Genomic DNA, 25,114 nt, shown 5'->3' with positions numbered 1-25,114 from the left:
TCGAACTTCAACGGGACGCCGCGAGCGCCCTTAACCTCTCCCTGCTCTTTGCGGGGGGAGGTCGGATCGCTTTGGCGCGCAAGTGCGCGCCAAGCGATCCGGGTGAGGGGCAGGGCACAGCATCGGCCCAAGCAATAGTCCATCCAACTTCACTCATCGAAGCACCCATAAAAAAGGCCCGCGCGAAGCGGGCCTTTCCAATTTGCACTGTCGCGACAGCCTTACCGCAGATTGCCGCAGAAGCGCTGGATGCGCTTGCAGGCGTCTTCGAGGTCGGAGGTCTTGGTCGCGTAGGAGATACGGAACGCGGGGCCGAGGCCGAACGCCGAGCCCTGCACCACGGCGACACCTTCGGTCTCCAGCAGTTCGGTCACGAACGTCTCGTCATTGTCGATCACCTTGCCCGACGGCGCGGTCTTGCCGATGGTGCCGGCGCAGGACGGATAGACGTAGAAGGCGCCCTCGGGCCGCGGGCATTCGATGCCCTTGGCCTGGTTGAGCATGGAGACGACGAGGTCGCGACGCTCCTTGAACACCTTGTTGTTGGCCGGGATGAAGTCCTGCGGACCGTTCAGCGCCTCGACCGCGGCCCATTGCGCAATGGACGACGGGTTCGAGGTCGACTGCGACTGGATCGTCGACATCGCCTTGATCAGCTGCGCCGGACCGCCGGCATAGCCGATGCGCCAGCCGGTCATGCAATAGGCCTTCGACACGCCGTTCACGGTGAGCGTGCGATCGTAGAGTTTCGGCTCGACCTGCGCGACCGTGGTAAACTGGAAATCGTCATAGACGAGATGCTCGTACATGTCGTCGGTCATGACCCAGACGTGAGGATGCTTCACCAGCACGTCGGTGAGCGCCTTCAGCTCGGTCCTGGTGTAGGCAGCTCCCGTCGGATTCGACGGCGAGCACAGGATCACCCATTTGGTCTTCGGCGTGATCGCGCGCTCGAGCGCCTCGGCCTGGAGCTTGAAGCCGGTCGCGGCGGTGCAGACCACCGGCACCGGCTCGCCGCCGGCGAGCGCCACCATCTCGGGATAGCTGACCCAGTACGGTGCGGGGATGATCACCTCGTCGCCCGGATTGATGGTTGCCATCAGCGCGTTGTAGAGCACCTGCTTGCCGCCGGTGCCGACGATGATCTGGTTCGCCTTGTAGACGACGCCGTTCTCGCGCTGAAACTTGGCGATGATGGCTTCCTTCAACTCGGGAATGCCGTCGACCGCGGTGTACTTGGTCTTGCCGGCTTCGATGGCGTGGATCGCGGCCAGCTTGATGTTCGCGGGCGTGTCGAAGTCGGGCTCGCCGGCACCTAAGCCGATGACGTTGCGGCCCGCCGCTTTCAGCGCACGTGCTTTATCCGTGACCGCGATGGTCGCGGACGGCTTCACACGGTCGAGCGCAGCGGCAAGGAAGGACATCGTCATCTCCTGACAAGCGTCGTGAACCCTTTGGCTTCACGACTCCGATTGTGGGAATGAGCCACCCTAAAACGAGTGCCGTTGCGCCGCAAGAAACTTCGGTCCGATCCCGCAAAAGTTTACGTGTCTGGCGCGCATCAAGGCGTGACTTTCCGCAATTTTCCGCAACTTTGCCGGGCAAATCCCACATATCCGACAAGGCGTGTCCTCGGAGCAATTTTGCGCGCTTTCAAGACGCCCATGAAGCTGACGGCAGTCCGGCGCTTGAGAGACCAGCGGCCGAGGCGATCACGACCTTCAACCCTCTCACACAAATGCGCCGACCAATGCGGCCGCATTGACGCAAGCGTGAACTGAGTTGGATGGTCGCACGGAAATGATCTTCCGCCGCATTGCAATGCGGTAGGGTTTTCGAGTTTTTCTATTGGCCGGGTCTTGCGGCGGATTCGCATCGGCATCATTGTTTAGCCGCGTTGCGGGGCAACAAGCGCCGCGCCCTCCCGTCTTCCGGAATCATCCCTAGAATGTACAAGCTCTATTCGATGCAGCGCTCGGGCAACAGCTACAAGGTCCGCCTTGCGCTGGCGCTGCTGAACTTGCCTTACGAAGCGGTCGAGGTGGACATTCTGCGCGGCGAGAGCCGCACCCCGGACTTCCTGGCCAAGAACCCATCCGGTCAGGTGCCGCTGCTCGAGGTCGGCGACGATCGCTATCTCGCCGAGTCCAACGCCATTCTCTGGTATGTCGCCGTCGGCACGCCGCTCGCGCCGGAGAACCGCATCGATCGCGCCGACGCGCTGCAATGGATGTTCTTCGAGCAGCACGCGCTGGAGCCGAACATCGGCGCGGCCTATTTCTGGCTGTCGCTGGTGAGGGGCGGCCGCGACCTCCAGACTCATTCGCTGGAGGACTGGATGGAGCGCGGCTATGGCGCGCTCCAGGTGATGGAGAATCACCTCAAGACCAACGCCTATTTCGCCGCCCGCCAGCTCACGGTCGCCGACATCGCGCTGTACGGCTATACCCACCTCGCCGACCGCTGCGACTTCGACCTCTCGACCTTCCCGGCGATCCGGGACTGGCTGAAGCGCGTGGAAGCGGCCCCCGGCTTCGTCGCAATGGACTGGCGGCCGGCCGACATCGAGGACCCCGCCAGCATCGCCGCCGGCGCCTGAGGGGCGATCGCGCTCTGGCGAATAGCGGGCATAAGGGTCACCATTGCCGCAATCTCGCCATTTTCACCCGATTGGCCGCCGCAATATTGCCGATTGCAACAGTGAAATTGTTCGATGTCGCGGGTGATTCGATCGCGCGTTGAAGGATTTAGACCATGATTCGGGCGTCCGGCACGGCGGGCTTTCAAGGCCAACCCGCAACCGTTTCGTCTTCCCGGCTGACCAACGCGGTCGCGGCCTCGCTCGCCGTCGCCGCGCTCTCGCTGTGCCTGATCGTCACCCTGACGGTGCTGTCGACCAAGGCGACCATGGCGATGGGCCTGCCGGTCTGATTCCCGCTTCATCCTGGACACGCCTTCAAGGCGAAGCGTCGCCCGCGCCGACCGGCATCGCGACAGGATTTCGATGAAATCACCTGTGGTCATCGTTGCAATCACCCTGACCGCGGCCATCCTGGTCGCGGCGTCGCTGTTGATCTTCGTCGGCACGCGCAAGGGCCAGGGGACGTCGACGCTGAATGCGCCCGCGCTGCAACAACGTCTCAAGCACGCGCACTTGGTCTAAAATCATCCGAAAGCTTTGCGCATGAATCAAAGCGCACCTTAAGCACACCGCGCGAAACCGCATCGCACTGGCGCGATAATCAGTCAGTGTTGCCGCCTTACCGCGTTCAGGGAGGAGCGAGACAGGCCCATGCGGTTGGGATGGCGTGCGATCTCCGGTCCGGCGCTGACGGCAGCGACTTTGCTGCTGGCGATGTTTTTCGATCGCTTCGTCCGCACTCCCTCGCCCGCGCCGCTGCTCGTCTGCATCGTGGCGCTCGCCGGCGCGCTCTCGGGTCCCGCTTCCGCCGTCGCCAGCGCAGCCATCGCCGTCATCGGCGCGGCACTGCTGCTCCTCAGCCGACACGGCGTTGCAGGTCTTACCACCGCGGATATGATCCGGCTCGGCGTCCTGGCCGCGACGGCCGCGGGCACCGCAGCCATCACCGGCCTGATGCGCCAGCGGCTGCTCGGCACGTTTGCCGCCGAACGTCGGAGCCACGCCACCGCCGCGCGGCTGTCGGCCGCGCTCGACCAGGTCGATATCGGCATCGTGCTGCTCGATGCCGAGACGCGCGCCGAATTCATCAACCGCGCGTTCCGCGATTATTTTGCGGTGCCGGACGACATCGCCGACGATAAGCCGCCGTTCATCGCGCTGATGTATCATGGCCGCGACACCGGCGCGTTCGAATTGCCCGAGGACGAGCTCGGCACTTTCATCGCACAGCGCATGGAGATGGTGCGGATCGGCGATGCCACGCCGATCGACATCGCCTTGCGCAATGGCGCGGTGTTGCGCTTCGTCTGTGCTGCGCTGCCCGATGGCGGGCGCATGCTGAGCTACACGCCCGTGACCGACCTCGTGCGCCACACCGATGCGCCGTCTCGCGCCGACTACTACCGCTCACTGCGCGATCCCACAGGCCGCAAGCTGATCCGGTATCTGCGCGTCGCGGAGTGATGCGCGATTGATCAGCACGTCCCTCATCACGTATGAAGGACACCTCATCGATCGCGGGAATCCATATGTCGCTCACCATTCGCTCCGTCACGAGGCAGGACTACGAACAATGGCTGCCGTTGTGGGACGGCTACAACGCCTTCTACGGCCGCTCCGGTCCGACCGCGCTCTCGCCCGACATCACGCGCGCGACATGGCAGCGCTTTTTCGATGCCTATGAGCCGGTGCACGGATTGGTCGCCGAGAGCGACGGCCGCCTGCTCGGGATGACGAATTACCTGTTTCACCGCAGCACCACCGCGATCGAGCCGTCCTGCTATTTGCAGGACCTGTTCACGACCGAGGCCGCACGCGGCAAGGGTGTCGGCTCGGCGCTGATCCATGGCGTCTACGAGCGCGCAAAGCTCGTGGGATCGCCGCGCGTGTACTGGCAAACGCACGAGACCAACGTCACGGCGCAGCGCCTGTACGACAAGGTCGCCGAGCGTTCCGGGTTCATCGTCTATCGCAAGATCTTCTGATCCTCGCGATCGCGACGCCTGTGGATAACTCTGCCTGTCACCCGCGCGTAACATAGCGGGACTAGGCTGCAGCTGCGTCTGGTCAGCCCCCCGTCACCGATCAAGCGCCCCAAAGCGGTCCCCGTCAGTCGCCGCGTCTGACAGGGGCCGCATTTTTTTGTCGGCAGTCGTTGTCCGCAGTTCCTTGTCAGCATGGCAGCAACGCGGCGCGCGGCTTGCTGCGGCGGCGTACCGCAGTCACAATAAGCCCCTGCCCATCTCCGACAGGGATCTCCCATGGAAATTCGTAATCTCGGCGCCTCCGGCCTGCGCGTGTCTGCGGTCGGGCTCGGCTGCAACAATTTCGGCCAGCGCACGGATTTGGAGACCTCGCGCAAGGTGATCCATCGCGCGCTCGATCTCGGCATCACGCTGTTCGACACCGCCGACATCTATGCCGGCATGGGCGGTTCGGAAACGGTGCTCGGCACCGTGCTTGGCGACCGCCGCAAGGAGATCGTGCTCGCCACCAAATTTTCCAAGCCGATGGCGACCGACGGAACCAAGCAGGGCGCTTCGCGCCGCTACATCATGAACGCAGTCGAGGCGAGCCTGACGCGGCTCAAGACCGACTACATCGATCTCTATCAGCAGCACGATTACGACCCGCTGACGCCGATGGAGGAGACGCTGCGCGCGCTCGACGATCTCGTCCGTCAGGGCAAGGTGCGCTACATCGGCAATTCCAACTTTCCGGCCTGGCGCATGGCGGAGGCCGAATTCACCGCGCGCGCGATGAATGTCAGCCGCTTCGTCTCCTGCCAGGACGAATACAGCTTGCTGGTGCGCGACATCGAGAAGGACCTGCTGCCGGCCGCACAAGAGTACAAGCTCGGTCTCCTGCCGTTCTTCCCGCTCGCAAGCGGCCTCCTCACCGGCAAGTACCAGCGCGGCGCGGCCGCCCCGACCGATACGCGATTCGGCAAGGTCCCGGCGTTACGCGACCGCTATGTCACGCCGCGCAATGAGGACATCGTCGAGAAGCTCACGGCATTCGCGAAAGCGCGCGGGCACAGCATGCTCGAGCTCGCCTTCTCCTGGCTCGCCGCGCGCCCGCAAGTGTCGAGCGTGATTGCCGGCGCCACCCGCGTCGAGCAGGTCGAGGAGAACGTGAAGGCGATTGCCTGGAAGCTCAGTCCGGAGGAGATGGCGGAGATCGACAAGATCACGCTGGGCTGATCGTTACGGCGTGGCGCGCTACTTGGCGCCGCGCCCCACCGTCTGCATCACCTCGAAGCCCTCGAACTGGGGATGGCCGAGATAGGTCGGCTTGGTATCGCCGGCCCGCGCATGCGCGGCACGAAAAGCATCCGATTTGGTCCAGGCCTCGAACGCCGCATGGTTCGCCCACACCGTGTGCGAGGCGTACAGCGTGTGGTCCTCGAGCTCGGGGCCACGCAGCAGATGAAACTCGACGAAACCCGGCACCTTGTCCAAATGGGTATCGCGCGAAAGCCAGACCTGCTCGAAAGCGGCCTCGGAGCCCTTGGCGACGCGGAAGCGGTTCATGGCGATGTACATGGATGATGGTCTCCTGATGTTCGCTCATCATGTCGTCATTCCGGGACGCGCCGCAAGGCGCGGGCCCGGAATCGCAGTTTAAGCAACCAGCCCCTTCATCGGCCGTGCTCCCGCACTGTCCGGAAACACCGTCTCGGCCAGCACGCGATCGGACAGGCCAAACTGGCCCTGCAGCACGCCTTTGATCACGGAGCGCAGGTCGGTGGTGGGCTTGAGATCGCGGGCCTCGAAGAGATTGGCGGGCTTGAGACCTGGCCAGTCGGCGACGACACGACCGCCCTTCACCGCGCCGCCGGCGAGCAGCGCGATCGTTCCCGTGCCGTGATCGGTGCCGTCGGTGCCGTTGATGCGCGCGGTGCGGCCGAACTCGGTCGCGACCACCACGACGGTGTCGCGCCAGCGTTCCCCTAAGCCGCTTTCGAATTCGGCGAGCGCGCCGTCGAGCCCGCCGAGCAGGAACGCAAGGCGACCGATCGGCCCGCCTTCATTGGCGTGCGTATCCCAGCCATCGAACGCGAGCGCCGCGATGCGCGGGCCGTCGTCCGACGCCATCAGTTTTGCGGCGCCACGCGCGACCTGGCGCATCTGCGCGACCGCATTGCCCGGCTTCGGCTTCATGTCGTCGCCGCTCGCGGCCTTTTCCAGCTGAAGGCCCTGCGACAGCACGGCCGCCAGCGCGGGATCGCGGTGACGATAGAGCTCGACCAGACGCATCGCGGTGTCGTCGTCTGCTTGCGGCAGCGCCACCGGCGCCCAGCCGACGGTCGGCGCATTGCCGCGCAGCACCAGCGGCGTGGTCGGGCCGACGGCAAGAGCACTCGACACCCGCTCGCCGCGCGGCAGCGCCTCCAGCGCGCGGTTGAGCCAGCCGGATTGCACGCGACCCGGGCCGGCATAGCCGCTTTCGAGCACGTCCTGGCCGTCGAAATGCGAACGGTCGCGATAGGGCGTCGCCACCGCGTGGATCACCGCGGCATGCTTGTCGCGATACATGCGTGCGAACTCAGGCATCGACGGATGCAGCGCGAAGAAAGCATCGAGCATGATGGCGGGATGGGCGCCGTCCGCCGTGAGCGCGATCGCCCCGTGCAGGCCGGCATAATCGGGATCGCCGACCGGCGCGACGGTCGAGAGACCATCGAGCGCGCCGCGCAGGATCACCACGATCAGCCTGGGATCGCGGCCGTCAGCCGCGCGTGCGAATTTCGGCAAGTACGCCCAGGCCGCGAACGAGGCGCCGCCGAGCAGGAGGCCGCGGCGCGAGGTGAGGAGCCGGTTCTCGACGCAGTCGATCATCATCATCTCCTCTGCATTTCCGGCGACATCAACAGCAGCGCCAGCGCCTGCTGCCGCGACTCCGCCCGTTCGATGGTGCGCCGCGTTTCGATCGAGGCCGCATCTGCGGCGGCAAATTCCAACAAATCGAGCGGATCGATGTTGGGCCCGAGCCGCGCGCCCATTTGCGCGGCGATGTCGAGGCGGAGCTTGATGCCTTCCGGCGCAGCCCACGCGGCGCTGGTGTCGGCGAAACCATTCGGGCCGGCCGGCGACCACAGCGGCTGGCCCAGCAGATTGAGGTTGTTGAGGTAGGCGCCGGGATCCTCCGGCACGCGCGCGAGCAACCGGCCGCTCGCGATCAGGAAATCATAGGGGCTGCGCATCTTCGTCAGCGGAGCCTTCCACGCCTCGTCGGAATCAACCAGTGCCGTTGCGAGCGCCTTGAGATCCCCGTCGGTCTTGATGAAGACATCACGCAATCGCGCCACCAGCGCCGGCGGCGGATCGTCAGCGACGAAGTGGCGGACGATTTTGGTGGCGATGAAGTTCGCGGTCGAGGGATGGCGTGCGATGTCCGCGAGTGCGGCTTCGCCTTGCGCAAGGCCGGTTGGCTCGTAGCTCTTGCCGAGCAGCATTTGCGACCCGGGCTGGTGCGCATTGACGTTGAACACGAACGAACCGGGCGCTCCCAGCTGTCCCTGCCGGCCGGCGAAGGTCCAGCCGGTGATGATGCGCGCGAGCGAGGTGACGTCGTCCTGCGTGTAGCCGCCGCCGACGCCGAGCGTATGCAGCTCCATGATCTCGCGCGCGAGATTTTCGTTGAGCCCGCGCTTGCGGTTCTGGCCCGCGCGCGAGTCCGGTCCGAGCGATTGCTGGTTGTCGAGGAAGAACAGCATCGCCGGATGCTGCTCCACCGCTTTCAGCATGTCGGCGAAACGCCCGAGCACATGCGGCCTGATCGCCTCGCGCTCGAACGCGCCGGCCCATATTCGCGCCAGCTCGCCCTTGCTGGCGGAGATGCAGAAATGGTTGGACCAGAACACGACCAGACGTTCCGTGAAGCCGCACTCGACCAGGGTCGCGCGCTGCAACCGCGCCAACGCCTCGGCGCGAAAGGTCTTTTGGATGACGTTGAGCGGCTGCGGGGCGGGTTTTGCGGCAGCCGGCGCGGCCGCGTTGGGCTGCATGGTGTCCGGCTTCGCCATATTGTCCGCCGGCTTATTGTCGGTCGGTTTGTTGTCAGTAGGCTTGGCCTCGGCCATCTGGCCGGCGATCTCGGTTGCCGCAGCGTTCAGCGAGAGGTTGCGGCGCAGTCCGGGTTTCTGATCTGCCGGCGCTTGCGGCGGCGCTTCGGTCGGCGCGCCGGCTTTGGCGGCGGCCTCGCGCGCCTGCTTGACCTGATCCTGATAGGCAAACACCGCCTGCCCGAGCTGCGGCGTGGATTGCAGGCCCGGCGCCTCCAGCAGCACAGCGATAGGACGAGCCAGTTCCGCCTTCACAAAACCGCGAGGATCGGAGGCGGCGTTGATGAGATCGCCGGATGCGCCACCGCGAGCGCCGAAGCCGAAACGGTTGAGCGCGACGAGCGCGGCTTGGGAATCGCGGGCCATCGATGTGTCCTTCGCGCGTTGCCAACCGCTTTCCTGATACGTGCGCGAGGCGTAATATACCGCAGGGGGAGATGAACCCGACATGAAAATGACAGCACGGCTTTTGCGCAAATCATGACAAATCCGCAAGACATTCCAGTGCAGGAACCGCGCCGCCTCGCCTGCTCCCGCTGCGGCGCCGAATTCGGCTGCGACCTGTCGGGCACCTGTTGGTGCGCGGAAGAAACGGCGCGGCTGCCGATGCCGGTCAAGGGCGAGGATTGTTTGTGCCGGGCGTGCTTGCGCGAGGCGGCGGAGGCAACGTAATCCTCCGCGTCGTCCTGGCGAAAGCCAGGACCCATTACACCACGGAGTTGTTTGGCGAAGATTCGTCGTTCGGGACGTCTACCGAACGCCGTCGACAGATTCCGCGGTATGGGTCGTGGCTTTCGCCAGGACGACGCTGAGGAGAGACAGCTCGCGACAACTACACCGCGTGCCCCGGCGATCTCCGAGCCATTCCATCAAACCCATCCAGCAGCTTTTCGCGCCAGGCGTAGACCGGGTCGTCCGCTTCCAGCAGCTTGAACGGGCTGGTCACGCGCGCCCACTGAAAACCACCGAACACGATGTAGTCGGCATAGTTCGGTGCGGCGCCGCCGATGAAGGGCTGCTTCTTCAGGGCCTGCCGCATCGGCTCGAGCGATTTGCGGAAGGCGACCACGCCGGCATCGCGGCCCGACATCACCTCTTCCAGACTCTTGCCGAAACGCGCCTCGCGCGACTGGCGGAAATAGGCGGCGTCCACCGCGTCCAGATTCTTCGGAATGTCGGCGATGATCAATGGAAAGATGCCGCCGACGATGGCGATGTCGCCCCAGGCATTGAGCATGCGCGCCATGGCGCGGCCGCCCTCGCCGCCGAACAGCGACGGACGGTCCGGAAAATGATCCTCAAGATAATTCGCGATCGTCCAGGAATCGACCACCGGCTGGTCGTGATGCAGCAGCACCGGAACCTTCTCCGAGCCGTGCGGCGCGATCGCGCTCTTCTCGGTGAAGCGCCAGGGCAGCGTTTCCGCCGAAAGGCCCTTGTGCGCCAGCGCCATCCGCGTGCGCCAGCAGAACGGGCTGAACGGTCGCGAGGGATCGGTGCCGACAAGTTCGAACAGTTTGAACGACATGAAAGGGGTCTCCCGGTATTCCGTCATTGCGAGCGAAGCGAAGCAATCCAGGACTGCCGCCGCGGAAACATTCTGGATTGCTTCGCTTGCGCTCGCAATGACGGATGTGGCGGGAGCTAGCGCCCGTTCGTGCGCAGCAGTCTCTCGCCGTCCTCCGTCACCGCGATGACCAGCCCCATTCCGGGCAGCGTCTCGCGCGCGACATAGCCGCGGTCGGCGGCGTCTTCCCAGATGGTGAGGCGCGGACACGAGGTCTTCCAGGTCGCGATCACCTCGGCATAGGCGCGCGGCTCGCGCGCAACCCATTCGACGAAGTCCAGCACCAGCGGGTCGGCAGTCTCGCTCATTGCAAACCTCCCTTGTCGAAGGCGGCCAGCACGGGCGTGCGGACCAGCAGCCAACCGCCATAGGCGATGTAGTAGCAGGCGATGGTGGTGATCAGCTTCATCGACCAGGCCACGAATTGCTGGTCGGTCATGGCTTCGAGGATGCGCCGCGCCAGCGTGGTGCCGAGCATGGATGCCGCGATCGCGACCCCGGCGAGCACGGGGTCGAGCGTCGCCGCCTGGTCGATGATGCTGCCGAAATAAATCAGCTTGGTGAAATGGCTGACGAGCTGGCACATCGCCTTGGTCGCCACCTTCTCGCGCCGGCCGAAATCGCCGCCGAGGAAGAAGGTGTCGAGCAGCGGCCCCGACACGCCGGTCATCAGCATGAGGCCCATGCAGATCGTGCCGTAGACGGTGCCCTGCCAGAGACGGTCCGGATCCGGCTTGATGTTCGACGGCAGCAGCCGCGCCATGAACGGCGTGATTCCGAGCAGCAGCAGCGCGACCGGCTTGTCCGGCACGTAGCGCGTGAGCAACCACGCCGCAAGCGCGACGGCCGCGCCGACCATATAGTTCGCGACCGGCCGCCAGCGGATATGCGCGCGCCAGAGAAAGGCGCGCCAGCCGTTCGAGGCCATCTGCGTGATCGCATGCAACACCATCGCTGTCGGCAGCGGCATCAGAGCCAGCAGCACGCCGATCAGGATCAGCCCTCCCGCCATCCCGAACAGCCCCGACAGGAACGCGGTGCCGACCATCAGCAATCCAAGGGCAGCGATCATGATGGGCGTCACGCAAAAATCTCCGATTGGCCTTCTCCCCGCTCGCGGCGCGAAGCGAAGGGAAACGTGCCCCGCTTGCCCCGTCTACGCAAACTGAGTTATCTTGGCCTGGCATCAGCTTTCCTGAGGGTTGGTCATTTGCGGCGCTTGCTGTTTCTCAACGGCATCAAGGCATTCGAAGCCGCGGCGCGGGCCGGCAGCTTTGCCGCGGCCGGCCTTGAGCTGAGCGTATCGGCGGCGGCGGTCAGCCGCATGGTGCACATCCTGGAAGAACGGCTCGGCGTCGCGCTGTTCGAGCGCAAGGCCAACAAGCTGCTTCTCACGCAGGCGGGCCGCGCCTACCAGAGCGGGCTGACGCCGATCTTCGACGCGCTCGCAAGCCTCACCGCCCAGGTGACGGCGCCCTCGAGCGTCCGCGTGCTCACCATCGGCATCGGCCACACCTTTGCGATGCGCTGGCTGATCCCGCGCCTGTCGGAGTTTCGCAACGAGGAGCCCGACATCGAGGTGCGCTTCACCACCGGCGGCGCGTCGGTGCCGTTCGGCGAGGACTGGAGCTGCGGCATCCAGCTCGGGACCGGCGACTGGCCGGGGCTGGTCGCCGAGCCGCTGTTCGCCGGCGACCTCACACCGGTCTGCGTGCCCCGCCTCGCGTCCTCGCTGAAGCGCCCGGCCGATCTTAGGGGACCGAGCCTGATCCGCGTCGCGCATTCGCCCGAGGACTGGCCGATCTGGCTCAAGGCCGCGAACCTCGCGCGCATCAACGCGCGGGGACCGGAGTTCCAGTTCTACGGTCAGGCGCTTCAGGCTGCCGCCGACGGGCTCGGCATCGCCATGGGCATTCGGCCCTATATCGACGACGATCTCGCCGCCGGCCGGCTGGTCGCGCCATTCGATCTCTCGGTGCCCAAGGGCATGCGCTGGTATTTGCTCTATCGCAGCTTCCAGACCGAGCAGCGCGACTTTGCCGCGTTCCGCCGCTGGATCATGCGCGCGGCGTCGGAACCGGCCGCCCGTCCCATCCGGCGGACCGGCCGCACCAGCCCGCGGAACTGATCATCCACACGAACAGGTTTGCTGAAGCCGCGCGCCCGGAATGCGGTGCACCTCTCCGCTTGCTTGCGGGGGAGGTCGGCGCGAAACGCCGGATGAGGGTTCCCTCCACGTTGGGGAATCTCTCTGTGGAAACACCCCCGGCCCAACCCTCGCCCGCAAGCGGGAGAGGGAGCGCACCGGGTTTGCGGAACCGAATTCATTGGTCCGCAGACAAAAAAGCCCGCCGCTTGTGAACGGCTTCACATTCTGAAATCCGCAAACGTGGTCCCCTGACCCTCCAACAAGGCGCTCGAACAAAACATTTTGGGGACTGCAATGACGACCCTCTACGACGGCTTTGACATCGAATCCTTCGAAGCTGGCCAGGGGCTGTGGCACGCCCGTATCAGGCGTGCCGATTTCAGCCCGGTTGCCATCGACGGCGTGCTGTTTCCGGCCATGGAAGTCGGCTTCGCCTGGCCCGATCCCGATGCCGCGATTGCCCATGCCAAGCATCACATCGATCGCTTCCGCCGGCGGGCCGACGACAGCGACGACGAATAAGCGAGCGGGACTGCAGGCGACCAAGGAACGGCGCAGGGTCAAAAGGGGGCAATCGATCATGTCAGTCATCGAATTCGAAGACACGCCGCGGCCGAGGATTTACACCCGCAATGTGTTGTCCAGCTGCCCGGAATGCGACGGCGATCTCGCCGTGCTCCGCGTGATCGGCGGCCGTGCCGGAAGCGAGTATTGGGCCATGCGCTGCACGGATTGCGGCGGCATCCATCTCGACATCCTCGAGCCGCATCAGGCAGCCGGGGACGATGAGGGACCGTCGCCGGCGGCCTGATCGCGAGATCCGGGATCTCAAGGCCTGCCGTGATCCCAAGGCCTGCTGCCAACCTGCTGTCAGCAGTCTGATCCGGGAAAGGCATTCGCTCTTTATTGCGAGGCGGACTCGCCCCATATTCGGAGCATGGCGAAGAAACCTGCATCCTCCGAAAAATCCGGCAAATCCCCCAAGACCAAGGCTCCGAACGCCAAGGCGCCAAACTCCAAGGCGTCACGCCCGGACGTGCAGCCGATCGGGCCGGCGCTGGCCGAGTTGCTCAATCCCGCGATCAATCGCGGCGATGCCGGGCTCGGATCGGGCACCGGCCTGCAGCCGCCGCCGGACAATTCGCGCGACCGCCGCTCCGGGGGCGAGGCTGCCGCGCATCGCGCGCGCGCTTCGACGCCGAAGGAGTTTCCGCAGGACACCGCAACGGGCAGCGCGACTCGCGGCTTACCCCTCTCCCCGACCCTCCCCCACAAGGGGGGAGGGAGCAGAGAGGCCGAAGGTCTTGGCGAGGCGCCGCAGGCCAATTACGGAACCGCGGCCACGATCCCGACGCTCGATCCTGAACTGGCGCGTCAACTCGGCCTTCCCACCGAAGAGGACGATGCCGAAGCCCTGGCGCGCCCGCCGCGCAGCAAGATGGAGGCGCTCGGCGTCAAGGCGACCGCCGACGCGCTGGAATCGCTGATCCGCGAGGGCCGGCCGGAGTTCCGTAAGGACGACGGCTCCACCAGGGTGTGGACCCCGCATCGGCCGCCGCGCCCGGAAAAGTCCGAAGGCGGCGTGCGCTTCGAGATCAAGTCGCATTACGAGCCGCGCGGCGACCAGCCGACCGCGATCGCCGAGCTGGTCGAGGGCATCAATCGCAACGACCGCTCGCAGGTGCTGCTCGGCGTCACCGGCTCCGGCAAGACCTACACCATGGCCAAGGTGATCGAGGCGACACAGCGCCCCGCCATCATCCTGGCGCCGAACAAGACGCTCGCCGCCCAGCTCTATGGCGAGTTCAAGAGCTTCTTCCCCGACAACGCGGTCGAGTATTTCGTCAGCTATTACGACTATTACCAACCGGAAGCGTATGTCCCTCGCACGGACACGTACATCGAAAAGGATTCCTCGATCAACGAGCAGATCGACCGCATGCGCCACTCGGCGACGCGCGCGCTGCTCGAACGCGACGACGTCATCATCGTTGCCTCGGTGTCGTGCATCTACGGTATCGGCTCAGTCGAAACCTACACCGCGATGACCTTTGCCCTGAAGAAGGGCGAGCGGATCGACCAGCGCCAGCTGATCGCCGACCTCGTCGCCCTGCAATACAAGCGCACCCAGGCCGATTTTACCCGCGGCACATTTCGCGTGCGCGGCGACGTCATCGACATCTTCCCGGCGCACTATGAAGACCGCGCCTGGCGGGTGAACCTGTTCGGCGACACCGTCGAGACCATCGAGGAGTTCGACCCGCTCACCGGGCATAAGCAGGACGAGCTCGAATTCATCAAGATCTACGCCAACTCGCACTATGTGACGCCGCGCCCGACGCTGGTGCAGGCGATCAAGTCGATCAAATCCGAATTGAAGATGCGGCTCGACCAGCTCCACGACCAGGGTCGCCTGCTGGAAGCGCAGCGGCTGGAGCAGCGCACCACGTTCGACCTCGAGATGATGGAGGCGACCGGAAGCTGCGCCGGCATCGAGAACTATTCGCGCTATCTCACCGGGCGCCTGCCCGGCGAGCCGCCTCCGACGCTGTTCGAATACGTGCCCGACAACGCGCTGGTGTTCGCCGACGAGAGCCACGTCACCGTGCCCCAGATCGGCGGCATGTTCCGCGGCGACTTCCGCCGCAAGGCGACGCTCGCCGAATATGGTTTCCGGCTGCCCTCCTGCATGGACAACCGCCCGCTGCGCTTCGAGGAATGGGACATGATGCGGCCGCAGACGATCGCGGTCTCGGCCACGCCCAGCGCCTGGGAGATCAACGAGAGCGGCGGCGTGTTCGTCGAGCAGGTGATCCGCCCCACCGGTCTGATTGATCCTCCCGTCAACATCCGCCCGGCCCGCACCCAGGTCGACGACCTCGTCGGCGAGGTCCGCGCCACCGCGCAGGCCGGCTATCGCTCGCTGATCACGGTGCTGACCAAGCGCATGGCGGAGGACCTCACCGAATATCTGCATGAGCAGGGCATTCGCGTCCGCTACATGCACAGCGATATCGACACCATCGAGCGCATCGAGATCATCCGCGATCTGCGCCTCGGCGCGTTCGACGCGCTGGTCGGCATCAATTTGCTGCGCGAAGGCCTCGACATTCCCGAATGCGCGCTGGTTGCGATCCTCGACGCCGACAAGGAAGGTTTTTTGCGCAGCGAGACCTCGCTGATCCAGACCATCGGCCGCGCCGCGCGCAACGTCGACGGCAAGGTGATCCTCTATGCCGACCAGATGACGGGCTCGATGGAGCGCGCCATCGCCGAAACCGACCGCCGCCGCGAGAAGCAGGTCGAGTACAACACGGCGCATGGCATCACGCCGGAGAGCATCAAGAAGTCGATCGGCGACATCATGAACAGCGTCTACGAGCGCGATCATGTGCTGGTCGAGATCGGCGGCCATGACATGACCGACGACGTCATCTCGATCGGCCACAATTTCGAGGCCGTGCTCGGCGATCTCGAAACAAGGATGCGCGAGGCCGCCGCCGATCTGAACTTCGAGGAAGCCGCCCGGCTGCGCGACGAGGTCAAGCGCCTGCGCGCCACCGAACTCGCGGTGGTCGACGATCCCACCGTCAAGCAGCGCACGGTGCAGGGTAAAGCCGGCGCCTATGCGGGCGCGAAGAAATACGGCGACGCCGCTAACCTGCCGGTCAGCGCGCTGAAGAACAAGAGCGCTGCCACGGCACTCAAGGCGAGCGGCAGCAAGGGCTCGCGAATCCACAAGCCGCATCTCGACGAGATGCACGGCCCGGAGTCGTTGCCGTATCGGGGCGACCGCGCGCTGCCCTCAAAACCGTTCGGCGGCGAAAGCCGCATCATCCAGCCGACGGATTCGCGGCAGTCAGGCCCGGAGTTTGGGCCATCGCCGCGGTCGAGCGGAGGGGCGCCGGGGCATAGAGGTGGTTGGAAGAAGAGATAGGGGGCGCGGAGCGCCGGCGCCGCCCATGGTTATTGATGGCGGCATCCGAGAATGATGAGAACGCGCACTCACCCCACGCTCGCCGCGAGCAGCGACAGCAGCAGCACTGAGGCCACCAGCTGCATCGACGTCGCCGGCTTGGCGCGCCAGCGGGCGATCTTCTCGGAGAAGGACAGGCTGGCGTCGAAGAACAGCGGTTCGTAGGCGTTCTTTGCAAATCCCGGGAATGTCGATCCCGCCCAGATGGCGAGACAGCTGTAGAAGATCGACGCCATCGCGATGGTGAGGACGTGACTGCCACCGCGGTCATGTCCCAGGAGCTTCACCATCAGCGACGCCGCGGCGAAGATCGGGAAGCCCTGAAGGATCGTGGTGAGGGCAAAGCCTTCGAGCCAGTTGAGCGGACCGGATTTCGACGCGGTGATGAAGGGCATGATGCGATCACCCCACGCTGGCCGTCACCACCGCCATCACCGACAGCAGCAGCACGATGGTCATGAGCTGGAGCGAGGCGACCGGCTGGGTGCGCCATGCCGTGATCTTCTCAGTGAGCGACAGATGGGCCTCGAAGAACTTCGGCTCGTAGACGGTCTTGAACAAATGCGGGAAGTTCGGCCCCAAGGTCACCGCAAGCAGCGCGTGGGCGAGTGAGGCGATGGCGACGAAGATGGCGACGCCGGGATCGCCGACCAGGTCGTGATTGCCGACCAGCTTGAGCAGGAAAGCCGCGGCGGCGAAGGTCGGGAAGCTCTGCAGCGTCGCAGTCAGCGCGAGGCCTTCAAGCGCGTTGTGCAGGCTGGACTTTCTGACTGTGGCGATGGCGGCCATGGCGCGTCTCCCTGATGACATGGGGAGGACGATAGCCACAGGGGAAGGCGCGCGATGTGAGCTGGCTCACGCCCGTCCGAGAGCCCGGGACGTGAGGCAGCCGGGACCGGCTCAAAGCTGGCGAAAGAAAACGAGATAGATGGCGAGGCCGATCGTCGAGAATGACAGCAGAACGCCGACCCAATTGTACTTGACGCCCGCAGAACGGGAAGCCTTCCCCACGAAAGCGACGACGAAATACAGGAACAGGATTGCGAGGACTAAACCCCACAAGGACTTCCCGACGTCCATCGTTCCCTCGCCTGGTTCAATCCCAGCGTTCGCGAATGGAATTTACCATCGAAGCATGCCGGATAGAAGACGGCGGGAGCACAGTTTTCCGTGCCGTTACAGCTTGCCCTGGCCGTTGACCTGGCTCTGCTGTTGTCGCTGCCTCTCCTGCTCTTGCTGCTCCTTGGCATGGTGGCGGCCGTAGAGGCAGCCGGCGGCGGCGCCGAGGACGCCGTGATGGCCGGCGTAGTGGCCGGCGACGCCGCCGACGACGGCGCCCTTGATGCAGCCCTTGGCGTTGGCGGCGGAGGTCGCGCCAAGCATGAGAAGTGCGGCGGCGATGGCGGCAAGGGATTTCATGGATCGATGTCTCCGAATGCGGTGTCGCAATCTCAACGGGCACGGACCCGTCCCGGTTCCCGTGTTCGCTGCCGCGCGTTGGGCAGCGCGAGCCCATGCAGCCGAAAGCCACGCGAATTCGTGCAGGCGCGCGGTAACTCAACCGGCAGTTGCAGTCATGAACCTGGCATTGCGTTTGCGCGTCAAATCGTCTGCAACATCCCCTGTGGTTTTGCGGATTGCCGGTGTCCGAAGCCGCGCGTTAGCTTTGCGCAAACTCCACACGGCCAATGAGGACGGGCGGAATGACGGTCGAGAAGCTCAATCGCCAGCGCGTGCTGCACCTGCTCGACGCCATCGGGCGCAGCGATCTCGAGGCCGCGCTGTCGTGCTGCACCGACGACGTCGATTTTCTCACCCACGCGCCGATCGACGTGCTGCCGCACATGGGCCCCTGCCACGGCAAGAAGGAGCTCGGCGAATTCTGGCGCACCGTGCAGGAGCGATACGCCGAAATCCGCTACGAGGTGCCGCAGATCGTCGCCGAAGGCGACACGGTCGCGGCCTATCTGCGCGTGTTCTTCAGGAAGCGCAGCCACGACCGCATCATTCAGGTCGACATGGCCATATTCTACACTTTCCGCAACGGCCAGGTGGCGCAGATCCGCGAGATCATCGATTCCTACGACCTGGTGCAGCAGGTGCTGGAACGTGAGATCGGCCCGCTGATCGTGGGCGAGCGGGTGGACGGGGGCTAGCTCTCTCCAAACCGGCCCGGACCGGGAAAATACGGGCTCCTATTGTAAATCTCACACGCCGGGATCAATTGTGCATTGCGAAAACGTGAATTGCGTTTTGGCCGAATTGGCGTATTTTGTTCGTATACAAATGAGTTGAGCGACCCCGCGGCACCATTTCTGTGCGCTGGGGTTGATTTTTGTTTTTGCAAGCCAGCTTCAGGACTGCCCAAAATGACAGAGCACAGCCTCTGGCGTTTCTCGCGCGCATTGCACCGCGCGATCAACGACCGGCATTTCGAGGACATCGAGGCCCTGATCGACGAGGACGTCGAGTGGGCGCTGTACGGCCCGATCGACATGTTTCCGTTCCTCGGCGCGCGCCAGGGCAAGGACGCCGTGCTCGATGTCATCCACCAACTCGCCGACAATTTCCAGGTCCGCCGCTTCGACCGCGAGAGCATCATGCTCGGCGTCGATTCCGCCGCCTCGATGCTGCGCTATTCGCTGACCGCGCTGGATTCCAACAAGCCGATCAGCTTGCGGGTGGCGCAGTTCGCCCAGTTCAAGGCGGGCAAACTCACCAGCATGCGCGTGCTGATCGATACATTCGATCTGGTCGAGCAGGCACTCGGCCGCGCCATTCATCTGCCGAAGATGACCGGCGTCGGCTGAACGGAACACCAACGGGCCCCGCACTTCGGGACCGATGGCTGATGCTCCCCGCGACGCGTCCTGGCCTCCAGCCCCGCCGGATGCAATCGTGGAGAAGCTCGTCATCGGGCGCGCGCCTTTCGCGCGGCCCGTTGGTTCGCGCTTGATGGAGCCGCCACAATTTCGCGACGATGGTTCCGCATCCTCGGCGAGAACTGGGCTGACGGGCAGGACGATGGAATTCTCGACAGGGTTTGGCTTGACCAGGCTGCCGATGCTGGCGGCCGCTTTCATCTTGGGATCGGTGCTGACGGTGTCGGCGCAGATCATTCCGCCCTTCTCCCCCGGCCCGGCCGCAGCGCCCGACGACGAGGCCGAGACGGCGGAGGCCCCTGATGTCAACGATCCCGACGTGCTCCGCGGCATCGACGTCGACAAGCTCGACTGGGGCCAGCTCGCGATCGACGCCGGGACGCTCAACGACATCATCGCCGCCAAGAAACGCGCGCAGGCCGCCGCCAAGGACGGGCTGAACTGGGCGTCGAACGCCAACGCCAACGGCACCTCGGCGGTGACCGTGAAGCAGTCGGTATCCTCATTCTGGGACGCCCGCATCGGCGCCGACATGACGGTGACGAGCGAGCCGCGGACGATGTCCGAGCTCCTGGCGCAGAAAGCCACCAATGGCGGTAGCGTGCCTCAATCGTCCGGCAGCGCCTGGGCGGCCGCAACCGCGCCGGGCGCGGGCGCGATCTGGGACAAGACCGCGGTGGAGGCCCGCGTCGATCCCGGCGCCGAACAGAGCAAACTCGGGGCGGCGCTGATCAAATCGGTGCCGCTATCGGGCGACACGTCGCTGACGCTCCAGAACGGCTACAGCGTCAACCAGCAGGGCACCACGGCGCTCCCCGGAGTCGGCGGTCACATCACGCGGAATTACGAGACCGAGCAGTCGGCCAAGGTCACTCTCACCGACACCGGCACCAGCATCACCGCGGGCCAGTCGCTGTCGACCACCGACGACAAATGGCTGCGCAAGGTCGGCGCCGAGCAAAAGCTGTTCGACAACGTCACCGTCTCCGGCTCGGTCGGCGAAACCTCGCAAGGGGCGATCAACAAGAGCCTGACGGCGGGGTTCAAGAAGAGCTGGTAGTTGGGCGCTAATCTTTCTCCTCATCCTGAGGAGCGCGCTCTTGCGCGCGTCTCGAAGGATCGAGGCCCCCGCTGCTACAGTTGGGCCTGCATGGTTCGAGACGCGCTTCGCGCTCCTCACCATGAGGAGCTACAAAGTTCGCCGGTGCGGCCGCGTTCAGACTTCCGTAACCATACGCCACGGCAAAGCCCCCGAATGGACCGCCCTTGCCGCACCTCGGCCAAGTTGCGGCCAAAATCCGACGCCCTAGTCCCAGGCTGACGTCGTCGTGCGGGGGACACTCGCGCTGCGCTCAACGCGAACAGGGGAATAACGATGAACGCCATGCGTCCGGAAAAGACCGAAACCACCGAGACCGAGACCATCGACACCAACCTCGCCGCCGTGACGGAAGTCGAAGCCGGCATCCGTGACTTCGTCCGCAACGACATCGCCTATCTGCGCCGTCCGGCAGCGACCGCCACGGACGCGCCGCCGCTCGATCCGAGCGCGGAGGCCACCGTCACCAACGTCAACTCGCTGATCCAGCGCGTCGCCGGCACCTCGCTCGCCGAGATCGAGAATCTGATCTCCGAGCTTGAGAGCCTGCGCGACCTGCTCCACGCCGAAGGCCAGCGCGTCCAGCGCGAGATCTCCGGCTACGCCCAGCTCAGCCAGGCCGCGATGAAGTCGACCCGCATGATCGCCGACAACGTCTCGCAGTGGAAGCGCGCCGCCGACGGCCTGCGCAACAGCTGATCGCTGACATCACGCATCACCGGCCGCCGCGTTCCGAAAGGGGCGCGGCGGTTTTGATTCTGGGGGGCACCCTCAATGTAACGTCATCATCCGCGAAGGCGGATGATCCAGTATTCCAGAGGCGGTGATGTGCTACCGAGACGCCGCGGCGTACTGGATGCCCCCGCTTTCGCGGGGCATGACAGCGGAGGGTTTTGAACGCCCCACCGCCACCCGACGACTAACGCCAAGCGCTCCTGCCATCGCGGCGGGCCCGGGGACATGTCATGGAAAGCATTCGGCCCGACACCACCGACCCGATACCGCTGCGGCCCGCGCCGAACCAGTTCGGCACGATCATGCTGCGTTTTGTCGGATTGCTGGCGATTGCGATCGCGATATTGGCGTTCGTCTATAGCCGCTGAGGGCGGAGGCCGCGTTGCGGCCCCGCAGAGTTAACGAAGTCTTACCGGGCGGCTTCCACGGTCGAAGCTTCCAGGGTGTAGGCACCATCGGCATAGCCCTTCACCACCATGCCGGCGACCAGCATCACGGCCAGCGTGGCGGTAGCAAAGATGAATCCGACCAGCTTGAGTGCGCCGCGGTCTGCCATGGTCCTCGTCCCCTGTACTCTGCCCAGTTCGTTCAAATAGACAGCGACAGGTTCATAATTGGTTAGCAACTCGATGGTTCCGCACACTGCTTCGCGGGAAAACCATGTTGCGCAGGCTTATGGCAGCCCCCCGGAATCGCGTCCATAGCGCGGAAGCAACACTCGCACGCTGTTTTCGCCGTTCATCCTGGAACGAATCTAACCGCCGTTCGCACGCATCGGCACGAAGGCCGTTGCGGTGATGGCGTAGACGTCCTCGCCTCGCTGGTTGGTGCCGGTGGTGCGCGCGGTCAGGATGCCCCAGCCGGGTCGCGAGGCGGAGCTGCGTTTGTCGATGACGACGTTGACGTAGGTGACGATGTCGCCGGCGAGCACCGGCCTGATCCAGCGCAGGTCGCGAAAGCCCGGCGACGGGCCCCACACCGCGACCTCCTCGCCGCGCGAAGCGGCTTCCCGCGCCAGACGCTGGCCGTCGGCGACAAGCAGGCTCATGCAGGCCGAGCCGACATGCCAGCCCGAGGCCGCGAGCCCGCCAAACAGCGAGTTCTTGCCCTCCTCCTCGTCGAGGTGAAAACGCTGCGGATCGAACTTTGCGGCGAATGCCTTGATCGACTCCGCCGTGAACGTATAGGCGCCGATCTCGCGGCGATGCCCAATCTCGATCTCCTCGAAAAACGGCATCAGACCGCCCCCTCGCGCCGCTTGATCAGGATCGGCGACGTCATCTCGCACAGCGCATCACCCCTGGCGTTACGCACGGTGCATTTGAACTTGACGATGCCGAGCTCCGGGCGGCTCTTCGAGATGCGGGCCTCCACGACGTCGACATCGAGCATGAGGTCGTCGCCAGGCCTCAAGGGCGACAACCACCGCACTTCGTCGACGCCGGGAGATCCCAGCGAAGCGGCGCGGGTAATGAAACCGTCGGCCATCATCCGCATCATCAGCGAACAGAGATGCCAGCCCGAGCCGGACAGGCCCCGCAGCATGCTCTTGCTGGCGGCCTCCTCGTCGAGGTGCATCGGCTGCGGATCGAACTCGGCGGCAAAGGCCACGATCTCGTCGCGCGTGACATGGCGCGGGCCGAATGTTCCGAACCGGCCGGGCGGGAAATCTTCGAAGGTCAGGGTCATCTTGGGAAAGGTTTGAGGAAATGACAGATTGTGGCCGCACTTTGCGGCAATCTCAACCCGCCGGCCCGCATGGCTCGTGCTACATTCGGCGCGCCGGCGTCGGTCTTGAGTCGGATCGATCAGGGGCCACGATCCATTTGCAAGGCCCGACAACACCCGAATTGCCCTGGGGAGAGCAATGTTTTCATTCAGCGATCTGTTTCAATGGGACCGCTTTATCACGCCGACGATCATCAAGACCTTCTACTGGCTGGTGATCGCGCTGATCTGCCTGTTCGGCCTCTCCGGCATCTTCTCCGGCCTCGCGATGATGGCGATCAGCCCGTTCGGCGGCTTCCTGATGCTGCTGTCGTCGATCGCGAGCGTTGTCGTCGGGATCGTGTTCTCGCGCATCATCGCGGAGCTGATCCTGATCATCTTCCGCATCAACGAGCACCTCGGCGCGATCAGGGATCAGGGCGGCGGGGTGCGGTGAGGCAAGCGCAGGTGCCGTAGGGTGGGTTAGCCGAAGGCATAACCCACCAACTTCGTTCCGCAAACGAGGAAGCATGGTGGGGTACGCTGCGCTAACGCACCCTACGAACCTATCCAGATCTTACGTATTGAACCTGAAATGCATCACGTCGCCGTCGGCGACGACGTATTCCTTGCCTTCGAGGCGGAGCTTGCCGGCATCGCGGGCGCCGGCTTCGCCGCCGAGCGCGACGTAGTCTTCATACGCAATGGTCTCGGCGCGGATAAACCCCTTCTCGAAGTCGGTGTGGATCACACCGGCCGCGCCCGGCGCCTTGGTGCCGCGATAGATGGTCCAGGCGCGCGCTTCCTTCGGGCCCACCGTGAAATAGGTGATGAGGTCGAGCAGCGTGTAGCCGGCGCGGATCAGGCGATCGAGGCCGGCCTCTTCGAGACCCAGCGTCTCCAGGAAGTCGGCGCGTTCGTCACGTGAGATGGTGGCGATCTCGGATTCGATTTTTGCCGAGATGACGACGGCGATGGCGCCTTCCTTGGCGGCTTGGTCCTGCACCGCCTTCGAGAACGAATTGCCTGATGCGGCCGAGCCTTCCTCGACGTTGCAGACGTAGAGCACGGGCTTGGACGACAGCAGGCCCAGCATGCCGAAGGCGCGCTCCTCCTCGGCCTTGCGCTCGACGAGACGCGCGGGCTTGCCCTCGCGCAGCAGCACCAGGGTGCGATTGACGAGGTCGAGCTGCTCCTTGGCGTCTTTGTCGTTGCCCTTGGCCTTCTTGGCCAAATTGTCGACGCGCTTTTCGAGGCTGTCGAGATCGGCGAGCATCAGTTCGGTCTCGATGGTCTCGATGTCGGCGAGCGGGGCGATCTTGCCCTCGACATGGGTGATGTCGGAATCCTCGAAGCAGCGCACGACATGCGCGATGGCGTCGACCTCGCGGATGTTGGCGAGGAACTGGTTGCCGAGGCCTTCACCCTTGGACGCGCCGCGCACGAGGCCGGCGATGTCCACGAAGGTCAGCCGGGTCGGGATGATCTGGCCCGACTTGGCGATCGCTGCGAGCTTATCGAGCCGCGGATCCGGCACAGCGACCTCGCCGACATTCGGCTCGATCGTGCAGAACGGATAGTTCGCCGCCTGCGCCGCGGCCGTCTCGGTCAGCGCGTTGAACAAGGTCGATTTGCCGACATTGGGCAATCCGACGATCCCGCATTTAAATCCCACGAGCGTTAATCCTTGCCGTTGTCGTCCTTGGTCAAAAATCCCTTCGCCTGCATGGCGAGGTGCACCCTGTTGGCGAAAGTCGCGTCCGTGCCCTTGGCAACCAGTGCCGCGTGCTCGGCCACCGCGTCGCAGAGCGTCGCCACCCAGTCGTTGTCCGCTTTGGCGAAGTCCGACAGCACGTGGCCGTGCACCAATTCCTTCACGCCGGGATGACCGATGCCGAGCCGCACCCGGCGGTAGTCGTTGCCGATATGGGCGGAGATCGAGCGCAGGCCATTGTGGCCGGCGATGCCGCCGCCGATCTTCACCCGCACCTTGCCCGGCGGCAGTTCGAGTTCGTCATGGAATACGGTGACGTCGCCCGGCGCGATCTTGAAGAAGCTTGCCGCTTCTTGAACGCTGCGGCCGGACTCGTTCATGTAGGTCATCGGCTTGAGCAGGATCACGCGCTCGGTGCCGAGCGTGCCTTCCGAGGTCTCGCCCTGAAACCTGCGGCGCCAGGGTGCGAACCCATGACGCCGCGCGATCTCGTCGACGGCCATGAAGCCGACATTGTGCCGGTTACGTGCGAATTTCGGGCCGGGATTGCCGAGCCCAACAAACAGTCGCATGACGC

At 64.8% G+C, this 25,114-nt stretch carries 33 protein-coding genes; 17 read left to right on the top strand and 16 right to left on the bottom strand.

The features are described from left to right. Window positions 1–221: 221 nt before the first annotated feature. Entirely contained in the window at window positions 222–1,424 is a 1,203-nt protein-coding gene (locus ABIB80_RS31255) for a pyridoxal phosphate-dependent aminotransferase (protein WP_007596745.1), read from the bottom strand. 524 nt (window positions 1,425–1,948) lie between these two features. On the opposite strand from ABIB80_RS31255, the gene ABIB80_RS31250 reads away from it, so the two are divergent. The 6 genes from ABIB80_RS31250 (at window position 1,949) to ABIB80_RS31225 (ending at window position 5,844) form a co-directional block, all read left to right on the top strand. Then, the gene (locus ABIB80_RS31250) at window positions 1,949–2,599 is read left to right on the top strand and encodes a glutathione S-transferase family protein (RefSeq protein WP_007596746.1); all 651 of its coding nucleotides are present in this window, start codon (window positions 1,949–1,951) and stop codon (window positions 2,597–2,599) included. A gap of 155 nt (window positions 2,600–2,754) precedes the next feature. Next, the gene (locus ABIB80_RS31245; RefSeq protein ID WP_007596747.1) at window positions 2,755–2,931 is read left to right on the top strand and encodes a hypothetical protein; all 177 of its coding nucleotides are present in this window, start codon (window positions 2,755–2,757) and stop codon (window positions 2,929–2,931) included. Window positions 2,932–3,004: 73 nt separating this feature from the next. Next, window positions 3,005–3,163, top strand: coding sequence for a hypothetical protein (locus ABIB80_RS31240; protein ID WP_007596748.1), 159 nt, complete (start codon window positions 3,005–3,007; stop codon window positions 3,161–3,163). 129 nt (window positions 3,164–3,292) lie between these two features. Beyond that, window positions 3,293–4,105, top strand: a complete 813-nt coding sequence (locus ABIB80_RS31235; RefSeq protein WP_007596749.1) for a PAS-domain containing protein — start codon at window positions 3,293–3,295, stop codon at window positions 4,103–4,105. Window positions 4,106–4,170: 65 nt separating this feature from the next. Continuing rightward, complete coding sequence (locus ABIB80_RS31230) at window positions 4,171–4,626, top strand: GNAT family N-acetyltransferase (RefSeq protein WP_007596758.1); 456 nt, start codon at window positions 4,171–4,173, stop codon at window positions 4,624–4,626. Between the two features lie 276 nt (window positions 4,627–4,902). Continuing rightward, on the top strand, window positions 4,903–5,844 hold the full coding sequence (locus ABIB80_RS31225; RefSeq protein WP_007596763.1) for an aldo/keto reductase: 942 nt from the start codon (window positions 4,903–4,905) through the stop codon (window positions 5,842–5,844). Window positions 5,845–5,862: 18 nt separating this feature from the next. On the opposite strand, the gene hmuQ is transcribed toward ABIB80_RS31225, so the two are convergent. The 3 genes from hmuQ to ABIB80_RS31210 all read right to left on the bottom strand — a co-directional run bounded on the left by hmuQ (window position 5,863) and on the right by ABIB80_RS31210 (window position 9,074). After that, a complete protein-coding gene (gene hmuQ / locus ABIB80_RS31220) occupies window positions 5,863–6,186 on the bottom strand; it encodes a heme-degrading protein HmuQ (RefSeq protein ID WP_007596764.1) in 324 nt (107 codons plus the stop codon). Between the two features lie 78 nt (window positions 6,187–6,264). Next, window positions 6,265–7,482, bottom strand: a complete 1,218-nt coding sequence (locus ABIB80_RS31215; protein ID WP_007596765.1) for a DUF1501 domain-containing protein — start codon at window positions 7,480–7,482, stop codon at window positions 6,265–6,267. Between the two features lie 2 nt (window positions 7,483–7,484). Beyond that, complete coding sequence (locus tag ABIB80_RS31210; RefSeq protein ID WP_007596766.1) at window positions 7,485–9,074, bottom strand: DUF1800 domain-containing protein; 1,590 nt, start codon at window positions 9,072–9,074, stop codon at window positions 7,485–7,487. A 114-nt stretch (window positions 9,075–9,188) separates the two neighbouring features. Between ABIB80_RS31210 and ABIB80_RS31205 the strand changes: the two genes are divergently transcribed. Continuing rightward, the gene (locus ABIB80_RS31205) at window positions 9,189–9,380 is read left to right on the top strand and encodes a cysteine-rich CWC family protein (RefSeq protein ID WP_007596767.1); all 192 of its coding nucleotides are present in this window, start codon (window positions 9,189–9,191) and stop codon (window positions 9,378–9,380) included. Window positions 9,381–9,540: 160 nt separating this feature from the next. Here ABIB80_RS31205 and ABIB80_RS31200 read toward each other — a convergent pair whose 3' ends face one another. From ABIB80_RS31200 to ABIB80_RS31190, 3 genes are all read right to left on the bottom strand, one after another. Beyond that, window positions 9,541–10,236, bottom strand: coding sequence for a glutathione S-transferase family protein (locus ABIB80_RS31200; RefSeq protein WP_219683661.1), 696 nt, complete (start codon window positions 10,234–10,236; stop codon window positions 9,541–9,543). Between the two features lie 116 nt (window positions 10,237–10,352). Next, complete coding sequence (locus ABIB80_RS31195) at window positions 10,353–10,583, bottom strand: hypothetical protein (RefSeq protein WP_018453537.1); 231 nt, start codon at window positions 10,581–10,583, stop codon at window positions 10,353–10,355. Beyond that, window positions 10,580–11,359 carry a TSUP family transporter gene (locus tag ABIB80_RS31190; protein WP_354128951.1) on the bottom strand — a complete coding sequence of 260 codons (780 nt, stop codon included), beginning with the start codon at window positions 11,357–11,359 and terminating at the stop codon, window positions 10,580–10,582. Before ABIB80_RS31190 ends, ABIB80_RS31195 begins: the two co-directional genes overlap by 4 nt. Window positions 11,360–11,485: 126 nt before the next feature. Between ABIB80_RS31190 and ABIB80_RS31185 the strand changes: the two genes are divergently transcribed. From ABIB80_RS31185 to uvrB, 4 genes are all read left to right on the top strand, one after another. Further along, on the top strand, window positions 11,486–12,403 hold the full coding sequence (locus tag ABIB80_RS31185; protein WP_354128950.1) for a LysR substrate-binding domain-containing protein: 918 nt from the start codon (window positions 11,486–11,488) through the stop codon (window positions 12,401–12,403). A gap of 315 nt (window positions 12,404–12,718) precedes the next feature. Continuing rightward, the gene (locus tag ABIB80_RS31180) at window positions 12,719–12,946 is read left to right on the top strand and encodes a hypothetical protein (RefSeq protein ID WP_007596778.1); all 228 of its coding nucleotides are present in this window, start codon (window positions 12,719–12,721) and stop codon (window positions 12,944–12,946) included. Between the two features lie 58 nt (window positions 12,947–13,004). After that, window positions 13,005–13,235, top strand: coding sequence for a hypothetical protein (locus tag ABIB80_RS31175; RefSeq protein ID WP_007596779.1), 231 nt, complete (start codon window positions 13,005–13,007; stop codon window positions 13,233–13,235). A 126-nt stretch (window positions 13,236–13,361) separates the two neighbouring features. Continuing rightward, entirely contained in the window at window positions 13,362–16,361 is a 3,000-nt protein-coding gene (uvrB, locus tag ABIB80_RS31170; protein WP_354128949.1) for an excinuclease ABC subunit UvrB, read from the top strand. Window positions 16,362–16,429: 68 nt separating this feature from the next. Here the strand turns inward: uvrB and ABIB80_RS31165 are convergent, their stop codons facing one another. The 4 genes from ABIB80_RS31165 to ABIB80_RS31150 form a co-directional block, all read right to left on the bottom strand. Further along, window positions 16,430–16,795: a hypothetical protein gene (locus ABIB80_RS31165; protein WP_007596781.1), complete on the bottom strand. Its 366-nt coding sequence runs from the start codon at window positions 16,793–16,795 to the stop codon at window positions 16,430–16,432. Between the two features lie 7 nt (window positions 16,796–16,802). Continuing rightward, window positions 16,803–17,189 carry a hypothetical protein gene (locus ABIB80_RS31160; RefSeq protein WP_007596782.1) on the bottom strand — a complete coding sequence of 129 codons (387 nt, stop codon included), beginning with the start codon at window positions 17,187–17,189 and terminating at the stop codon, window positions 16,803–16,805. Window positions 17,190–17,300: 111 nt separating this feature from the next. Continuing rightward, a complete protein-coding gene (locus ABIB80_RS31155; protein ID WP_007596783.1) occupies window positions 17,301–17,480 on the bottom strand; it encodes a hypothetical protein in 180 nt (59 codons plus the stop codon). A 96-nt stretch (window positions 17,481–17,576) separates the two neighbouring features. Further along, complete coding sequence (locus ABIB80_RS31150; RefSeq protein WP_007596784.1) at window positions 17,577–17,819, bottom strand: hypothetical protein; 243 nt, start codon at window positions 17,817–17,819, stop codon at window positions 17,577–17,579. A gap of 284 nt (window positions 17,820–18,103) precedes the next feature. Between ABIB80_RS31150 and ABIB80_RS31145 the strand changes: the two genes are divergently transcribed. The 5 genes from ABIB80_RS31145 (at window position 18,104) to ABIB80_RS31125 (ending at window position 21,484) form a co-directional block, all read left to right on the top strand. Further along, window positions 18,104–18,556, top strand: a complete 453-nt coding sequence (locus ABIB80_RS31145) for a nuclear transport factor 2 family protein (protein ID WP_007596785.1) — start codon at window positions 18,104–18,106, stop codon at window positions 18,554–18,556. 213 nt (window positions 18,557–18,769) lie between these two features. Next, window positions 18,770–19,210 (top strand): nuclear transport factor 2 family protein, encoded by a 441-nt coding sequence (locus ABIB80_RS31140; protein WP_007596786.1) that lies wholly within the window; start codon window positions 18,770–18,772, stop codon window positions 19,208–19,210. A gap of 214 nt (window positions 19,211–19,424) precedes the next feature. Next, complete coding sequence (locus ABIB80_RS31135) at window positions 19,425–20,342, top strand: hypothetical protein (RefSeq protein ID WP_198288255.1); 918 nt, start codon at window positions 19,425–19,427, stop codon at window positions 20,340–20,342. A 315-nt stretch (window positions 20,343–20,657) separates the two neighbouring features. Next, the gene (locus ABIB80_RS31130) at window positions 20,658–21,080 is read left to right on the top strand and encodes a hypothetical protein (RefSeq protein WP_007596788.1); all 423 of its coding nucleotides are present in this window, start codon (window positions 20,658–20,660) and stop codon (window positions 21,078–21,080) included. Window positions 21,081–21,346: 266 nt separating this feature from the next. After that, window positions 21,347–21,484 carry a hypothetical protein gene (locus tag ABIB80_RS31125; protein ID WP_007596789.1) on the top strand — a complete coding sequence of 46 codons (138 nt, stop codon included), beginning with the start codon at window positions 21,347–21,349 and terminating at the stop codon, window positions 21,482–21,484. 41 nt (window positions 21,485–21,525) lie between these two features. On the opposite strand, the gene ABIB80_RS31120 is transcribed toward ABIB80_RS31125, so the two are convergent. The 3 genes from ABIB80_RS31120 to ABIB80_RS31110 form a co-directional block, all read right to left on the bottom strand. Beyond that, on the bottom strand, window positions 21,526–21,672 hold the full coding sequence (locus ABIB80_RS31120; protein WP_007596790.1) for a hypothetical protein: 147 nt from the start codon (window positions 21,670–21,672) through the stop codon (window positions 21,526–21,528). A gap of 198 nt (window positions 21,673–21,870) precedes the next feature. Beyond that, the gene (locus ABIB80_RS31115; RefSeq protein ID WP_007596799.1) at window positions 21,871–22,353 is read right to left on the bottom strand and encodes a MaoC family dehydratase; all 483 of its coding nucleotides are present in this window, start codon (window positions 22,351–22,353) and stop codon (window positions 21,871–21,873) included. Next, a complete protein-coding gene (locus ABIB80_RS31110; RefSeq protein ID WP_007596801.1) occupies window positions 22,353–22,805 on the bottom strand; it encodes a MaoC family dehydratase in 453 nt (150 codons plus the stop codon). The genes ABIB80_RS31115 and ABIB80_RS31110 overlap by 1 nt, the downstream gene beginning before the upstream one ends. Window positions 22,806–22,983: 178 nt before the next feature. Between ABIB80_RS31110 and ABIB80_RS31105 the strand changes: the two genes are divergently transcribed. After that, window positions 22,984–23,280 carry a DUF4282 domain-containing protein gene (locus tag ABIB80_RS31105; protein WP_007596805.1) on the top strand — a complete coding sequence of 99 codons (297 nt, stop codon included), beginning with the start codon at window positions 22,984–22,986 and terminating at the stop codon, window positions 23,278–23,280. A gap of 120 nt (window positions 23,281–23,400) precedes the next feature. Here the strand turns inward: ABIB80_RS31105 and ychF are convergent, their stop codons facing one another. Both ychF and pth read right to left on the bottom strand, forming a co-directional pair. Beyond that, window positions 23,401–24,498 carry a redox-regulated ATPase YchF gene (gene ychF / locus ABIB80_RS31100; protein WP_007596807.1) on the bottom strand — a complete coding sequence of 366 codons (1,098 nt, stop codon included), beginning with the start codon at window positions 24,496–24,498 and terminating at the stop codon, window positions 23,401–23,403. Window positions 24,499–24,503: 5 nt separating this feature from the next. Then, window positions 24,504–25,109, bottom strand: coding sequence for an aminoacyl-tRNA hydrolase (pth, locus tag ABIB80_RS31095; RefSeq protein ID WP_007596809.1), 606 nt, complete (start codon window positions 25,107–25,109; stop codon window positions 24,504–24,506). Window positions 25,110–25,114 lie beyond the last annotated feature (5 nt).

The sequence above is a fragment of the Bradyrhizobium sp. i1.15.2 genome (genome assembly GCF_040548425.1).
GTDB lineage: Bacteria > Pseudomonadota > Alphaproteobacteria > Rhizobiales > Xanthobacteraceae > Bradyrhizobium > Bradyrhizobium canariense.
This window is presented reverse-complemented; position numbering and strand designations above follow the sequence as displayed.

What these genes read in the sequence shown, in the direction of transcription:
- ABIB80_RS31255 (WP_007596745.1), bottom strand. Translation starts at nt 1,424, where the DNA reads ATGTCCTTCCTTGCCGCTGCGCTCGACCGTGTGAAGCCGTCCGCGACC.
- ABIB80_RS31250 (WP_007596746.1), top strand. Translation starts at nt 1,949, where the DNA reads ATGTACAAGCTCTATTCGATGCAGCGCTCGGGCAACAGCTACAAGGTC.
- ABIB80_RS31245 (WP_007596747.1), top strand. Translation starts at nt 2,755, where the DNA reads ATGATTCGGGCGTCCGGCACGGCGGGCTTTCAAGGCCAACCCGCAACC.
- ABIB80_RS31240 (WP_007596748.1), top strand. Translation starts at nt 3,005, where the DNA reads ATGAAATCACCTGTGGTCATCGTTGCAATCACCCTGACCGCGGCCATC.
- ABIB80_RS31235 (WP_007596749.1), top strand. Translation starts at nt 3,293, where the DNA reads ATGCGGTTGGGATGGCGTGCGATCTCCGGTCCGGCGCTGACGGCAGCG.
- ABIB80_RS31230 (WP_007596758.1), top strand. Translation starts at nt 4,171, where the DNA reads ATGTCGCTCACCATTCGCTCCGTCACGAGGCAGGACTACGAACAATGG.
- ABIB80_RS31225 (WP_007596763.1), top strand. Translation starts at nt 4,903, where the DNA reads ATGGAAATTCGTAATCTCGGCGCCTCCGGCCTGCGCGTGTCTGCGGTC.
- hmuQ (WP_007596764.1), bottom strand. Translation starts at nt 6,186, where the DNA reads ATGTACATCGCCATGAACCGCTTCCGCGTCGCCAAGGGCTCCGAGGCC.
- ABIB80_RS31215 (WP_007596765.1), bottom strand. Translation starts at nt 7,482, where the DNA reads ATGATCGACTGCGTCGAGAACCGGCTCCTCACCTCGCGCCGCGGCCTC.
- ABIB80_RS31210 (WP_007596766.1), bottom strand. Translation starts at nt 9,074, where the DNA reads ATGGCCCGCGATTCCCAAGCCGCGCTCGTCGCGCTCAACCGTTTCGGC.
- ABIB80_RS31205 (WP_007596767.1), top strand. Translation starts at nt 9,189, where the DNA reads ATGACAAATCCGCAAGACATTCCAGTGCAGGAACCGCGCCGCCTCGCC.
- ABIB80_RS31200 (WP_219683661.1), bottom strand. Translation starts at nt 10,236, where the DNA reads ATGTCGTTCAAACTGTTCGAACTTGTCGGCACCGATCCCTCGCGACCG.
- ABIB80_RS31195 (WP_018453537.1), bottom strand. Translation starts at nt 10,583, where the DNA reads ATGAGCGAGACTGCCGACCCGCTGGTGCTGGACTTCGTCGAATGGGTT.
- ABIB80_RS31180 (WP_007596778.1), top strand. Translation starts at nt 12,719, where the DNA reads ATGACGACCCTCTACGACGGCTTTGACATCGAATCCTTCGAAGCTGGC.
- ABIB80_RS31175 (WP_007596779.1), top strand. Translation starts at nt 13,005, where the DNA reads ATGTCAGTCATCGAATTCGAAGACACGCCGCGGCCGAGGATTTACACC.
- uvrB (WP_354128949.1), top strand. Translation starts at nt 13,362, where the DNA reads ATGGCGAAGAAACCTGCATCCTCCGAAAAATCCGGCAAATCCCCCAAG.
- ABIB80_RS31165 (WP_007596781.1), bottom strand. Translation starts at nt 16,795, where the DNA reads ATGCCCTTCATCACCGCGTCGAAATCCGGTCCGCTCAACTGGCTCGAA.
- ABIB80_RS31160 (WP_007596782.1), bottom strand. Translation starts at nt 17,189, where the DNA reads ATGGCCGCCATCGCCACAGTCAGAAAGTCCAGCCTGCACAACGCGCTT.
- ABIB80_RS31155 (WP_007596783.1), bottom strand. Translation starts at nt 17,480, where the DNA reads ATGGACGTCGGGAAGTCCTTGTGGGGTTTAGTCCTCGCAATCCTGTTC.
- ABIB80_RS31150 (WP_007596784.1), bottom strand. Translation starts at nt 17,819, where the DNA reads ATGAAATCCCTTGCCGCCATCGCCGCCGCACTTCTCATGCTTGGCGCG.
- ABIB80_RS31145 (WP_007596785.1), top strand. Translation starts at nt 18,104, where the DNA reads ATGACGGTCGAGAAGCTCAATCGCCAGCGCGTGCTGCACCTGCTCGAC.
- ABIB80_RS31140 (WP_007596786.1), top strand. Translation starts at nt 18,770, where the DNA reads ATGACAGAGCACAGCCTCTGGCGTTTCTCGCGCGCATTGCACCGCGCG.
- ABIB80_RS31135 (WP_198288255.1), top strand. Translation starts at nt 19,425, where the DNA reads ATGGAATTCTCGACAGGGTTTGGCTTGACCAGGCTGCCGATGCTGGCG.
- ABIB80_RS31130 (WP_007596788.1), top strand. Translation starts at nt 20,658, where the DNA reads ATGAACGCCATGCGTCCGGAAAAGACCGAAACCACCGAGACCGAGACC.
- ABIB80_RS31125 (WP_007596789.1), top strand. Translation starts at nt 21,347, where the DNA reads ATGGAAAGCATTCGGCCCGACACCACCGACCCGATACCGCTGCGGCCC.
- ABIB80_RS31120 (WP_007596790.1), bottom strand. Translation starts at nt 21,672, where the DNA reads ATGGCAGACCGCGGCGCACTCAAGCTGGTCGGATTCATCTTTGCTACC.
- ABIB80_RS31115 (WP_007596799.1), bottom strand. Translation starts at nt 22,353, where the DNA reads ATGCCGTTTTTCGAGGAGATCGAGATTGGGCATCGCCGCGAGATCGGC.
- ABIB80_RS31110 (WP_007596801.1), bottom strand. Translation starts at nt 22,805, where the DNA reads ATGACCCTGACCTTCGAAGATTTCCCGCCCGGCCGGTTCGGAACATTC.
- ABIB80_RS31105 (WP_007596805.1), top strand. Translation starts at nt 22,984, where the DNA reads ATGTTTTCATTCAGCGATCTGTTTCAATGGGACCGCTTTATCACGCCG.
- pth (WP_007596809.1), bottom strand. Translation starts at nt 25,109, where the DNA reads ATGCGACTGTTTGTTGGGCTCGGCAATCCCGGCCCGAAATTCGCACGT.